This is a genomic window from Curtobacterium sp. PhB172, assembly GCF_003752545.1.
Classification (GTDB): domain Bacteria; phylum Actinomycetota; class Actinomycetes; order Actinomycetales; family Microbacteriaceae; genus Curtobacterium.
Map to the genome: position 1 here is coordinate 475,792 of NZ_RKIF01000005.1, position 13,485 is coordinate 489,276.

At 70.6% G+C, this 13,485-nt stretch carries 10 protein-coding genes; 4 read left to right on the forward strand and 6 right to left on the reverse strand.

Features of this window, described 5'->3' with window-relative positions:
• From EDF42_RS03370 to EDF42_RS03385, 4 genes are all read left to right on the forward strand, one after another.
• Positions 1 to 2,445 carry an ATP-dependent helicase gene (locus EDF42_RS03370; protein ID WP_123293192.1) on the forward strand — a complete coding sequence of 815 codons (2,445 nt, stop codon included), beginning with the start codon at positions 1 to 3 and terminating at the stop codon, positions 2,443 to 2,445.
• Positions 2,446 to 2,595: 150 nt separating this feature from the next.
• Positions 2,596 to 4,017 (forward strand): pyridoxal-dependent decarboxylase, encoded by a 1,422-nt coding sequence (locus EDF42_RS03375; RefSeq protein WP_123671447.1) that lies wholly within the window; start codon positions 2,596 to 2,598, stop codon positions 4,015 to 4,017.
• Positions 4,014 to 5,390, forward strand: a complete 1,377-nt coding sequence (locus EDF42_RS03380; protein ID WP_123671448.1) for a lysine N(6)-hydroxylase/L-ornithine N(5)-oxygenase family protein — start codon at positions 4,014 to 4,016, stop codon at positions 5,388 to 5,390. Before EDF42_RS03375 ends, EDF42_RS03380 begins: the two co-directional genes overlap by 4 nt.
• Positions 5,391 to 5,458: 68 nt before the next feature.
• On the forward strand, positions 5,459 to 7,846 hold the full coding sequence (locus EDF42_RS03385; protein WP_123671449.1) for a GNAT family N-acetyltransferase: 2,388 nt from the start codon (positions 5,459 to 5,461) through the stop codon (positions 7,844 to 7,846).
• A 201-nt stretch (positions 7,847 to 8,047) separates the two neighbouring features.
• Here EDF42_RS03385 and EDF42_RS03390 read toward each other — a convergent pair whose 3' ends face one another.
• The 6 genes from EDF42_RS03390 to EDF42_RS03415 are packed head-to-tail and all read right to left on the reverse strand — an operon-like array spanning position 8,048 to position 13,459.
• A complete protein-coding gene (locus tag EDF42_RS03390; protein ID WP_123671450.1) occupies positions 8,048 to 8,683 on the reverse strand; it encodes a pyridoxal 5'-phosphate synthase in 636 nt (211 codons plus the stop codon).
• An 18-nt stretch (positions 8,684 to 8,701) separates the two neighbouring features.
• A complete protein-coding gene (locus EDF42_RS03395; protein WP_123671451.1) occupies positions 8,702 to 9,352 on the reverse strand; it encodes an NUDIX hydrolase in 651 nt (216 codons plus the stop codon).
• Positions 9,349 to 10,929, reverse strand: a complete 1,581-nt coding sequence (locus tag EDF42_RS03400; RefSeq protein WP_123671452.1) for a nicotinate phosphoribosyltransferase — start codon at positions 10,927 to 10,929, stop codon at positions 9,349 to 9,351. The genes EDF42_RS03395 and EDF42_RS03400 overlap by 4 nt, the downstream gene beginning before the upstream one ends.
• Positions 10,926 to 11,777, reverse strand: coding sequence for a phosphoribosyltransferase family protein (locus EDF42_RS03405; protein ID WP_123340970.1), 852 nt, complete (start codon positions 11,775 to 11,777; stop codon positions 10,926 to 10,928). Before EDF42_RS03405 ends, EDF42_RS03400 begins: the two co-directional genes overlap by 4 nt.
• A 24-nt stretch (positions 11,778 to 11,801) precedes the next feature.
• Positions 11,802 to 12,884, reverse strand: coding sequence for a hypothetical protein (locus tag EDF42_RS03410; protein ID WP_123671453.1), 1,083 nt, complete (start codon positions 12,882 to 12,884; stop codon positions 11,802 to 11,804).
• The gene (locus EDF42_RS03415; RefSeq protein WP_148067602.1) at positions 12,881 to 13,459 is read right to left on the reverse strand and encodes a hypothetical protein; all 579 of its coding nucleotides are present in this window, start codon (positions 13,457 to 13,459) and stop codon (positions 12,881 to 12,883) included. Before EDF42_RS03415 ends, EDF42_RS03410 begins: the two co-directional genes overlap by 4 nt.
• Between the last annotated feature and the right edge of the window lie 26 nt (positions 13,460 to 13,485).

Below are 13,485 nucleotides of genomic sequence, written 5' to 3' on the forward strand. Positions count from 1 at the left end.
ATGACGATCGTGCTCGACCCCTTCGAATCGACGCCCGAGCCGGGCGCCGGTGCCCGTGCGTACGAAGACCCGTTCACCGCGGGTCTGAACCCCCAGCAGAAGGAAGCCGTCGAGTACCGCGGCGAGTCCCTGCTGATCGTGGCCGGTGCCGGATCCGGCAAGACGAGCGTCCTCACGCGCCGCATCGCGCTGCTGCTCGCCAACCGTGAAGCCTGGCCGTCGCAGATCCTCGCGATCACCTTCACGAACAAGGCCGCGGCCGAGATGCGTGAGCGCGTCCGGGCCCTGGTGGGGGGCGAGTCCGACGGCATGTGGATCTCGACGTTCCACTCGGCGTGCGTGCGCATCCTCCGGCGCGAGGCGGAGCGGTTCGGGTTCGCGCAGTCGTTCACGATCTACGACTCCGCCGACTCCAAGGCGCTGCTGAAGCGGATCATCAAGGACCTCGAGGCGGACACGCTCGGGCTCACCGTGGGCGCCGCGGCGTCGAAGATCTCGAAGCTCAAGAACGAGCTGCAGGACATCGACTCGTACGCACGCAACATCAACGTGAACGACCCGCAGGAAGTCATGTTCACCGAGGTCTTCCGTCGGTACACGAACGACCTGCGCCGGGCGAACGCCTTCGACTTCGACGACCTCATCGGGCAGACCGTCTTCCTGTTCCGGGCGTTCCCCGAGGTCGCTGCGCTCTACCAGCGGCGTTTCCGCTTCATCCTGGTCGACGAGTACCAGGACACCAACCACGCGCAGTACTCCCTGATCCGCGAGCTCACGCGTCCGGTGCCGGTCGAGCAGGTCGACAAGCTCGAGGACTCCGGCCAGCACGTCGCCCGCATGCGCGAGCGCGACGGGTCGATCGCCGGAGCGTCCCTGACCGTCGTGGGCGACTCGGACCAGTCGATCTACGCGTTCCGCGGGGCCGACATCCGCAACATCGTCGAGTTCGAGCGCGACTTCCCGAACTCCAAGGTGATCCTGCTCGAGCAGAACTACCGCTCGACACAGACCATCCTCGACGCCGCGAACGCCGTCATCGCGAACAACTTCGACCGTCAGGCGAAGAACCTGTTCACCGACGTCGGCGCGGGCGAGAAGATCGTCGGCTTCACCGGGTACACCGGCCACGACGAGGCCCAGTTCGTCGCCGACGAGATCCAACGCCTGCGCGAGGACGGCATGGACTACCGCGACATGGCGGTGTTCTACCGAACGAACTCGCAGACCCGTGCGCTCGAGGAGATCTTCATCCGCGCCGCGATCCCGTACCGGGTGCTCGGCGGCACGAAGTTCTACGAGCGCGCCGAGATCAAGGACGCCATGGCGTACCTGATCACCGTGGCGAACCCCGCCGACCCGATGGCGCTCCGTCGTGTGCTCAACGTGCCGAAGCGCGGCATCGGTTCCGTCACCGAGACGACCCTGCAGCGCTACGCCGATGAGCACGAGACCACGATGCGCGATGCCCTGCGGCACGCGGGTGAGCTCGGCTTCGGGCCGAAGGTGCGGAACGCCATCACCGAGTTCGCGGCGTTGCTGGACTCCGTGTCCGAGAAGGCCCCGACGCAGCCGGTCGTCGACACCCTGACCCAGCTGCTCGACGGCTCCCACCTGCTCGAGAACCTGCGGAAGTCGCCCGACGCGCAGGACGCCGCCCGGGCCGACAACATCGACGAGCTCGTGGCGGTGACGCGCGAGTTCCAGAAGAACAACCCCGAGGGCACGCTGACGGACTTCCTGACCGAGGTCTCGTTGGTCGCAGCGGCGGACGAGCTCGACGACTCGTCGGGCACGGTGTCGCTCATGACCCTGCACACGGCCAAGGGACTGGAGTACGAGGCCGTGTTCCTGACCGGGGTCGAAGAAGACCTGCTGCCGCACCGGATGTCCGCGAACGAACCGGGTGGTCCGTCGGAGGAACGCCGGCTGTTCTACGTCGGCATCACCCGCGCGAAGAAGGTCCTGTTCCTGTCGCTGGCGATGACCCGCGCCCAGTTCGGTGACGTCAACGTCGCCATGCCGTCGCGCTTCCTGCAGGAGATCCCCGAGGGGCTCATCGAGTGGAAGCAGTCGCCGGGCATGGCGAACAGCCGTGGTGGCACGCAGCCCCGTGCGCTGAACGCGAAGCGCGAGGGCGGCATCGGCGGCGGAGGTGGCGGCGGCTACCGCGGCGGTGGTGGCTGGGGTGGTGGCTCGTACGACCGCGCGGCCGCTGCGTCGAAGACCCGCCCGAAGACCGAGTGGGCGAACCGGGTGTCCGGCCAGGTGCGCGACAACGGCGACATGGAACTCGTCGCCGGCGACCGGATCAAGCACGTCGACTTCGGCGAGGGCACCGTCTCGGCGGTGACCGGTCAGGGCGCGAAGCGCATCGCCGAGATCGCGTTCGACTCCGCGGGCCGCAAGAAGCTGCTCATCAAGATCGCGCCGATCGAGAAGCTCTAGCCAGAGCCAGCTGAACGTCCGTACACCCCGCCGGTTCCCCGGCGGGGTGCGTTCGTCGTGGGCACGAGGACGTCGCGCCACGCCCGAGACCTGGGAGTCCACCCCTGTTCGGGTGGCACCGAAAAGCAGGTGAGGTTAGCCTTACCTAACGTGACGCCCATCGAACTGCTGACCACTGCCAACGCCGAGCGCTACCGGTCGACCGTCGGGTCGACGGTGGACCAGCTCGCCGACCGACTCGCCACCGTCGACCGCCCGACGACCGCGACCGCCCCGGACGCGCTGCACGACCGGGTGCGCGCGGTCGACCTGGACGCCGCTCCCGTCGGGACGGAACAGGCGCTCGCCGAACTCGACGACCTGTTCGTCCGCGAGGCCGTGTGGTTCCACGACCCCGGCTACCTCGCACACCTGAACTGCCCGGTCGCGCTGCCCGCGGTCGCCGCCGAGTCCGTCCTCGCCGCGGTGAACCCGTCGGTCGACACCTGGGACCAGTCCCGCATCGGCACGGACATCGAACGCCACGTGGTCGACTGGCTGGCCCGTCGTGCCGGGTTCGCTGCCGGCGACGGGGTGTTCACCTCGGGCGGATCGCAGTCCAACCTGCAGGCACTGCTGCTGGCGCGCGAAGCCGTCGGCGTGGCCGGCACCGTGTTCACGACGGCGGAGACGCACTTCAGCATCGCGAAGTCGGCACGTCTCCTCGGGCTCGAGGCCGTGGTCGACGTCGCCACGGACCACGCCGGCCGGATGCGTCCGGCAGCCCTCGCGGAGGCGATCGCCGCGACCCGGGCAGCGGGCCGTACCCCGATCGCGGTCGTCGCGACCGCCGGCACCACCGACCGCGGGGTCATCGACCCGATCGAGCCGATCGCCGACGTGTGCGACCTCGACGACGTCTGGCTGCACGTGGACGCCGCGTACGGCTGCGGACTGCTCGTGTCCCCGACGCGCCGGCACCTGCTCGCCGGCATCGAGCGCGCGCGCAGCGTGACGACGGATCTGCACAAGTCCTTCTTCCAGCCGGTGTCCTCGAGTGCACTGCTCGTCCGTGATCCGGCCGACCTGCGCCGGACGGCCTGGTACGCCGACTACCTCAACCCCGAGGACGCCGCCGAGCCGAACCAGGTCGACAAGTCGCTGCAGACCACCCGCCGCTTCGACGCCCTGAAGCTCTGGGCCACGCTGCGCGCGACCGGGGCCGACGCGATCGGCACCGCATTCGACGCCGTCATCGACCTCGCCGCCGCCACCCACCGGATCGTCGAGGAGCACCCCGACCTGGTGCTCGTCGCGCCGACGCAGCTCAGCACCGTGCTCTTCCGCTGGCAGCCGGCCGGGGTGACCGACGAGCAGGCCGACGCGCTCGTCGCCCCGATCCGTGCGGCGCTGCTCGCCGAGGGCCGGGTCCTGATCGCGAAGACCGTGATCGACGGCCGACCCTGCAACAAGCTGACGCTGCTCAACCCCGAGACCACCCCGGCGCAGATGCGTGCGTCGCTGGAGCACGTCGCCGCGACGGCAGAGCGCGTCCGAGCCGCCACCACCACCCCGGAAGGAGCGATCCGATGAGCCACGATGAGCAGCCCGTCCACGACCTGATCGGCATCGGCATCGGCCCGTTCAACCTCGGCCTCGCCTGCCTCACCGACCCGATCGACGACCTCGACGCGGTGTTCCTCGACGCCGCCGACGGCTTCGCCTGGCACCACGGCATGATGCTCGACGACGCCACGATCCAGGTGCCCTTCATGGCGGACCTGGTGACGATGGCCGACCCGACCTCGCCGTTCTCGTTCCTCGCCTGGCTCAAGGAGACCGGCCGCCTGTACCCGTTCTACATCCGCGAGGACTTCCACCCCCTGCGCAGCGAGTACGACGCCTACTGCCGCTGGGCCGCCGACCGGCTCGACACCCTCCGGTGGGGCCGGTCCGTCACGGCAGTCGAGCACGACCCGGCGACGGACGTGTTCACGGTGCACGCCGAGACCGATCAGGGTCCCGAGACGTACCGCGCACGCCACGTCGTGGTCGGCATCGGCACCGAGCCGTCCGTCCCCGCCCCGCTGCGCGGGATCGCCGGACCGGTCATCCACTCCGCCGAGTTCCTGCCGAACCGCGATGCGCTCCGCAGCGCCGCCTCGATCGCGGTGGTCGGCAGCGGGCAGTCCGCCGCCGAGGTCTACCGCGAGCTGCTCGAGGACCTGCGCCAGGACGACTACCGGCTCGACTGGATCACCCGGTCGCCGCGGTTCTTCCCGATGGAGGACACGAAGCTCACGCTCGAGATGACGAGTCCGGAGTACACGGACCACTTCCACGGCCTGCCCGAGGGGGAGCGCGACCGCCTCGGGCGCGAGCAGCGCGGGCTCTACAAGGGCATCAGCGCGGACCTCGTCGACGAGCTCTACGACCAGCTCTACCGCATCAGCGCTCGAGGCCCGATCCCGACGACCCTGCGCACCGAGACGAGTGTCGTCGACGCCGAGTGGCTCGCCGGCCGGGGGACGTACCGGCTGACGCTCCGCCACGAGCAGCTCGGCGAGACGTACGAGCACGAGGTCGAGCGGCTCGTCCTGGCGACCGGCTACACGCCGCGCACGCCACGGTTCCTCGACCCCGTCGAGCACCTCGTCGCCCGTGACTCCCGTGGTCGCCTGGCCGTCGCGCGCGATCACCACGTCGACACGCTCGGCGGACGCATCTGGGTGCAGAACGCCGAGGAGCACACGCACGGCCTGACCGCGCCCGACCTCGGCATGGGTGCGTGGCGGAACGCATCGATCATCCGGTCCGTCACGGGTCGCCCCGTGTACGGCCTGGAGGCCCGGATCGCCTTCCAGGAGTTCGGTCTGCCCGCCACGGACCAGTCCACGACCCCACCCGACGGCGCGCACCGCGCGCCGGCCCGGCAGACGACCGAGCGCACGGAGGTGCCCGCGTGAGCGCGCACGTTACGGGCGCCGACGTGACGGGCACGGATCTGACGGGCACGGATCTGACAGGCACAGATGTGACGGGCACTGCACTGGCCAGTGCGCCCGAGGCGACGGTGTCTGCCGGAGTTACTCCGGGCCTCCTGGCCGTCGAGCCCGTGGACCCGGACCGCGACGCCGCCGTCGTCCGGTCGTGGCTCGTCCACCCGGCGTCGTCGTGGTGGGAGATGGGGCACCTCGACGTGGCAGAGGTCCGCGACTACCTGGCCGGCGTGCAGGCGGACCCGGCGCAGGCTGCGTGGCTCGGCCGACGCGACGGTGAGCCGTGCTTCCTGGTCGAGACCTACGACCCCGCCGCCGTCCTGCTCACCGACGTGTGGGCGGCGGAGCGCGGTGACGTCGGCATGCACCTGCTCGTCGCACCGGTCCCGGCCGGCGGCCGCGTGCACGGACTGACGAGCGCCGTGATGCGCGCCGTCGTCGAGCACTGCCGCGACGCTCTCGGTGCGCGCCGGGTCGTCGTCGAGCCGGACGTCCGGAACACCGCGGTGCAGGCGAAGAACGCCGAGGTGGGCTTCCGCGCCCTGCGCCAGGTGGACGTCGACGGCAAGCGGGCCCTGCTGTCGGTGCTCGACACCGACCGGATCGGCGTGCCGGACGACAACGGCCCGTCCGCGCACCTGCGACCCGAGCACCTGGAACCCGCAGAACGACACCTGGTGGCGAAGGCCATCGCCGAGTTCACCCACGAGCGGCTGATCGAACCCGTGCCGGACGGGGACGGGTGGCGGCTCGACGCGGGGGACTCGACCTACCGGTTCCGGGCACGGCAGCACGTGCTCGAGCACTGGTCGATCAATGAAGCCTCGCTGACGCGCACTCGCTCTGGGCTGTCGGCGTCACTCAGTGCGCAGGACCTCGTGCTCGAACTGCACGAGGTACTCGTGATCCCCGACGAGCTGCTCGGTACCTACCTGGAGGAGATCGCCTCGACCCTGGCGAGCGCCGCCGCGAAGCACCGGCGGGGTGGGCCGTCGGCCGCGCAGCTCGCGCGTGGGCGGTGCGCTGCGGGCTCGGCCGGCTCGTCCGGTCCGTCCGTCGACGACGTCGTCGCCTCGTTCCAGGACGTCGAGGCGGCGATGACCGAGGGCCACCCGGCGTTCGTCGCCGCGAACGGGCGGATCGGGTTCGGCCTCGACGAGTACCGCGCCTTCGCGCCCGAGGTCGGCGGCCGCTTCCGCTACCGGTGGCTCGCCGCCCGACGTGCGCACACGCACCTGGCGCTCGCCGCGGACCGGACCGAAGAAGCCCACTGGGAGGCGGAGCTCTCCGAAGCGGTCGTGGCCGGGTTCCGCTCCACGCTGGAACGTCGCGGCCTCGACCCCGACGACTACGTGTGGATCCCCGTGCACCCCTGGCAGTGGCAGCACCGGATCGCCGTGACGTTCGCACCCGACCTGGGGCGGCAGGACCTCGTCGACCTCGGCGACGGGTCGGACGAGTACCAGCCGCAGCAGTCCATCCGCACCGCGTTCGACCACTCGGACCCGACCCGCTCGTACGTCAAGACGGCGCTCGCCGTGCAGAACATGGGGTTCCTGCGGGGGATGTCGCCCGCGTACATGCGGAACACCCCGGCGGTGAACGACTGGGTCGAGTCGATCGTCACCGCCGACCCGACACTCGCGTCGGTCGGGTTCTCGGTGCTCCGCGAGCACGCGGCCATCGGCTACACCGGCGACGCGTACCACCAGGTGGACGTGTCGTCGCCGCAGCGCAAGATGCTCGCGGCACTGTGGCGGGAGAGCCCGCTGCCGCGGGTGAAGGACGGCGAGCGACTGCTGACGATGGCGGCGCTGCTGCACCGGGACGCCTCGGGGAACGCCGTCGTCTCCGCGCTGATCGAGGCGTCGGGACTTCCTGCCGACGAGTGGGTGCGGCGCTGGCTCGACGCCTACCTGTTGCCCGTCGTGCACTGCCTGACCGTGCACGACCTGGTGTTCATGCCGCACGGCGAGAACCTCGTGCTCGTCGTCCGCGACGGTGCCGTGGTCCGTGCCGTCATGAAGGACATCGGGGAGGAAGCCGCGGTGCTCGGGCGGCACGACGATCGCCCCGTGCCCGCCGACATCGACCGGATCGTGCACCCGGTGTCCGACGACGAAGCCGCGCTCGCGGTGTTCACCGACGTGTTCGACGGGGTGCTGCGGTTCGTCGCGGCGATCCTCGACGACGACGGGGTGCTGCCGGAGGGCCGGTTCTGGGAGGTCGTTGGGGAGTGCATCGACGCGCACGCCGCCGCGCACCCGGACCGCCGACGGCCGCTGGACCTGCGGGTGCCGACGTTCGAGCACTCCTGCCTGAACCGGCTGCAGCTGCGGAACACCCTGTCGATGGTCGACCTGGCGGACCAGTCGTCGTCGCTCATCCGGGCGGGGGCGATGACGAACCCGATCGGGCGGTAGGGGCTGCGCCTCGGACTCTCTCGGTGCGAGGTTGATCACTCCGTGCAGCACAAGAAGCGCGCACGGAGTGGCCAACCTCGCACCAGCTGGAGCGGCGACGGCGCCGGTGCGGGAAGTCCAACGACGCCCGGTCGCTGACGATCATCGTCGAGTCCGCGAAGCCATCGTGGTGGCAGTCGGACTGACCGGGAGCGGACTCGACTACGGCTGCAGGCGGGTGGCAGACCAGGTGCCGTCGGCGAGCACGTACTGCAGGCGGCGGTGCATCCGGTCGCGGCTGCCGTGCCAGAACTCCACGACGTCGGGTTCGAGCCGCCATGCCACCCATCCGGCTGGCCGCGGCACTGCGTCGTCGGACTCGTCGAGCAGCACGTTCGCGTCGTCGATCAGGTCCTGCAGCGTCCGCGGTTCGAGCACGGCGGACTGGTCAGCGATGGCGGTGGCGGCTCGGGACTTCGGCGACCGGTCGGCGAAGAGCGCGTCGGACTCGTCGTCGGACAGCTGCACCGCCCGGCCCTCGAACCGGAGCTGCTGCATCGTCTCGCGCCAGTAGACCTGCAGCGCAGCGTGCGGGTTGTCGGCGAGCTGACGACCCTTCGGGCTGAGCGTCGAGGTGCCGAACACGAGCCCGCGGTCGTCGAGTCGCTTCACGTCGACCGTGCGGGCGGACACTCGACCGTCCGCACCGGCCGTGGCGAGGGTCATCGACTTCGGCTCCGAGACGTCGCGTTCGTCCGCGGCATCCAGCCACTGCTGCGCGAGGTCGAGCGGCGACGCCGGGGGCGCGTCGAACTCGGGCAGGTGCAGGGAGTCGTCACCGGACAGGGAAGAGGACATGGGTCCACCCAACCGTGCTCAGTCCTGCCACGTCCAGGCTGCCGGGGGACGCCCGCCCCGGGGTCCCGCACTCGCTGGGAGGTCGACCCGGGCAAGCGCGGTGTTCGTACGGAGCGTCCGGTTGAGGTTGCCCGGGTCCGGTGTGGTCCCCGTCAGGGCGATCCGCAGCCGAGCGGCGTCCGCCGTGGTGAACGGATCGCCGAGCAGCGCTCGCGTGAACGTCAGGTCTGACCAGAGGAGGACCCGTGCACGCTCAAGCGCCGAGGCGACGATCCGGTCGTGGTCGAACGGCAGTCCGAGCGGGAGCGTGCCGACGTCGTGCCACGTTGCGTCGGCGTGCGCTGCCGGGTCGATGACTGCGAGGAACGCGATGCTGATCGCGGAGCTCCGTGGATCGCGGTCGGGCCCGTCGAACGCGCCGACCTGCGCGAGGTGGCGTACCGCCGTCGAGCCGACGCCGACCTTGGACCGCAGGGCGCGCCGCGCACCGTCGGCGAGGATCTCAGTGCCGTCGAGGAGCACGCCGGGGAGCGCTTCCTGTCCGGCGTACGGTGCGTACGCCCGACGCGCGGTGGCGACCCGCAGACCGTCCGTCGTCACGAAGGACACCGGGACGACGTCGATCGCGATGAGCGGTTGGTCGCGGATCGCCGCTGCGGCGTCGGTCACGCGGTGGCCGCCCGGCGGGTGGCACGAGCCGAACGCTCGTCGCGGAGCGTCTGGCGGACGTCGGCGAAGGACTGGAGGCGCGTGAAGCGGCCGTCGACCCACACCGGCTGGAGCAGGCTGCTCGCCTCGTCGTCGGCCGTGGCCTGGTCGGTCTGCCGGATCTCGCCGGTCTCGTCGCGGTGCAGGGCGATGCGGCCCTTCGCGCTCTTCTTGCCGCTGCCGGTCTTCGGGTCCTTCTGGATGTCGACGGGCTCGCCGTCGACGAGTGCCCACGTGGCCTTGACCGCGCTGCCGAGGTTGTCGCGGGTCATGTACTGGTACGTGTACGACCCGATGCCGAGCACGATGTTGTCGCTCGAGTACCCCTTGGCGGCCAGGCGCTCGTAGATGCGACGGGCACGGTCGAGCGTGATGCTGTCGCCGTAGATGACGCCGATGTGCTGGTCGAGGACCTTGAAGCCCTGCTCGTTCACGGTGTGCCCGAAGATCTCGTCGAGCAGTTCGACGACGCCCTTCTGCTCGTGGCTGCGGTCGGTGGCGAACACTTCCGCCTCGTCGACGCCGTGCACGGTGCCGGTGACGATGTCGACCGGGTCGCCCGAGTCGGGGCGGATGACGAGCTTGCCGTCACGACCGGTGATGCGGTCCTTGAGCTGCGGCAGGGTCTCGGTGATGACCTTGAACAGGTCGAAGCCGTCGCTGACCGCCGAGACGATGCCCGTCGGGTACACGTCGAGGACCTGCTCGAAGGTCGCCAGCTCGCCGTCGGCGCCGCGGACGCACATCACGCTGTGCTCGGTGGCGGGCACGCTCGCGGCCACCCAACCGTTGTCGCCCGGGTAGTAGCGGTCGATGAAGTCGAGCGACGGCATCGAGTCGGTGCCGAGGAACGAGAGCAGGTGGCCCGCGCCGCCCGCTGCGGCCGACTCGATGCTCGACTGCCCACGGAACGAGAAGTCGTGCGCGGCGAAGTCGATGCCGGCCGGGACCGCGCCGGTGCGGGCGGCCCAGTCCTCCATCAGGTCGCGGTACTCGAGCGCCTTCGTCGCGACCGTCGACGGGTGCCAGATCGACGCCGACAGGGCGGTCTCGATGTAGTTGGGCAGCCAGTAGAACTCGTCGATCGTGTTCTCGACGGTCAGCGTCGCGACGCCGATCGGGGCGAGGGTGCCCTCGGGCAGGGCGCGGATCTCGAGAGGCAGGTAGCCGAGGCGGTGCAGGGCACGGACGTGGTCGGTGCCGATGTGGTTCGGGCCGAAGTAGCTCTGCAGTGCGTCGTCGAAGAGCCGGACGACCTCGTCTTCGTCCGCGGCGAAGAACGGCGCCCAGGCCTCGACGAGCGAGCGCTGGATGAACGCCTGCAGCCCGAAGACCACGGCGTGCGTCGACTCGGGCATGTGCGCGTTCGACCGGTTCGTCCAGTTGATCAGGATGCGGGTGGTGCCGGCCGGGTAGACCTGCCGGTGCGAGTGCTTGTAGCCGTCGACGGCCAGCAGCGGCGCGATCGGGCTCGCCGTGGTGATGCGCGGCTCGATCCCGGTGCTCGTGGTGCTCGTGGTGCTCGTGGTCTGCGTCATCGGATCTGCTCCGTCAGGTAGGGGGTGAGTGCGATCGTGCGCAGGCCGTCGATGGCGTTCTGCGCGGGGTACGAGTCGGTGGTGACGATCTCGCCGAAGTGGTCGGCGAGCTGTGCGGCCCGACCGGAGAAGACGCCGTGCGAGATCCAGAGGCTGAGGCGCTCCTTCGGCAGACCCGTCGAGCCGGCGAGGCCCATGAACGTGCCGCCGCCGTCGCAGATGTCGTCGACCACCAGGAACCGGCCGGTGTCGGGCAGGGGTTCGCAGGTGAAGCCGTCGAGCTTGCCGGTGTCGGGGTTGCGGTGCTTCTCGGCCCGGTAGAGCGGCAGCCCGCACGCCTCGGCGACCGCGGTGGCGCGGGGTACCGCACCCTTGTCCGGAGCGATGATGCCGGTGTACGGGGCGCCGCCGTCGTGCTCGGGTGCGCCGACCACGGCGTCACGGACGACCTGCTCGCTCGTGACGACGGTCAGGTTGTCGACCAGGCCGACGATGACCGGCGAGTGCGGGTCGAACGCGATGACCTGGTCGAGGTGGAAGCCGTTGAGGACGTCCGCGTAGACCTTCGCGCCGAACGGCAAGCCGCGGTCCTGCCGGGCACCGGGCAGGTAGGGGACGAGCGCGACGGACCTCGATCCGCGCTGGCGCACGGCGTCCGCCCACATGCCGAGCATGATCAGATCGTCGCCGTTCGTGCCGCGCAGGGTCGCGATCTCGGTGAGGCCCCCCGGCTCGGCGGTGTCGTTCGCGACCTTGACGTGGGCTTCACCGGCGGGGAACCGCATGGTGGAGAACGTCGCTGCCGTCTGGTTGCCCTGGGCGTCCCAGGTGCTGAGTTCGACTGCCATGGCTCGACCGTACCACGGTAATTGTCAGTGGGACAAGAACGGTTCTTCCCGAACGATCCGGAGGTGCCCGGCACCGCTGACGAGCACCGTGTACGCCACCCCGTCGGCCGTGCCGTGGAAGGTCGTGTTCGCCCCTTGGTCGTCATCGCGCCCCGTCGGGACGCGACCGCGGTCGGGCCAGAACATGGCGTCGATCGCGATCGCCGGCACCATGCCGAGCCCCTCGATGTGTCGCCGCAGCGCTTCGACCTGCCGTTGCGGGGTGAGCGCTGCCAACTCGGTGGGTCGGAATCCGGTTGTCGGCAGGCCCTGCGCGCTGGTGTCGAGCAGCACCTCCACGTGCGCGCGGGTCCGTCCGGTGTAGCGGCGTCGGAACCGTCGGACCAGCACCACGCCAGCCTCGTCGACCCCGATGTCGACGAGGTCCGACCACCGCACACCGTCCTCGTCCGCACCGACCGTCGTCACGAGCCGCACACCGTCCGGTTCGTCGGACAGCGCTTCGGCCTCGTCCCGTTCGTCTGGTCGCAGTGCATCGCCGACCAGCGAACGCACGACCTGCCATCGCTCGTCGCCGGGGCGTCGGCCACCGAAGAGTGCGGCACGGAGGCCGCCTCGCCGGCTCCGTTCGGCGACGAGCTGGTCGCACGGTGCCGAGACCGAGACCACCTCGTCGGCGTCCTCGTACGATGCGGCAGCAAGATCGAGTGGCGCGACCCCGACCGTCAGGCGCTGCTCGGCCACGGTCGCCAGGTGATCGGCAGCCGGAGCGAACACGTCGACCAGGTTCGCTGAACGGGGAGAACGCCCACGTCGGAGCCGGTAGGCGCGAAGGCCCCCGCCCTGGTCCCTCGCCATGCCGCTCGGCCAGACGTCGATCCGTGCACCCTCGACGCCGAGCAGCCAGCCGCGTCGTTCGAGCTCCATCCGCACCGTCGACAGGGCCTCGAAGGCGTCGTCCTCGACGGCGACGTGCTCGACACCGTCGACGACGACGGTCACGGAGTAGCGAAACCGGCCGTCCGCGCCGGACGGCTCGGAGCTCACGGTGATCATGGCTGGCGTCGTCTCGCCCTGGCGGTGCGCCGTTCGCGCGTACTCGGTCATCCGGGCGTCGATGCCAATGTCGGCCCGAGCAGGTTGCGGGTGGCCGTGCGCCAGGCGCGGGGGACGGCGTCGAGAGAGTCGACGACGGTGATCTCCGGGTGCGGGCGTCGACCAAGGGCCTCGACCGCTCGCCTCCGCCATCCGTCCGGGTCCGGGTCGATGACGACGGTGCAGCTCGCACCGCCCGTCGACGCCTCGAGGAGCATCCATGCCGAGTGCGGCCGAGCCAGTCTGCTGACGACGTCCCCCCAGATCCCGTTGGCTGCCGACAGCTCGAGGACGCGGACGCCGGACGGTGCGAACGGGAGCAGACCTGGGCGCCGTGGATGCTGCTCCGTGATCGGGACGCCGTCGCCGTATCCTTCGGCGGCGTCGACCTGCACGACGAAGCGACCGCTCCGCTCGTCCTCGAGCAGAGACTGCCGGGTCACCGGCCGCGTCGCGACGCCCCGCGTCGCCGGACGGTCCTCGGCGACCGAGTACGCGAACTCGACACGAACACCCCGATCGTGCGGTTCGGTGGCGGGGCGACCATCGGACTCGATCGCCAGGGAGAGGCCGTTCGGAACCGGCACGGCCCGGACCGTCGTCTGACGGGTAC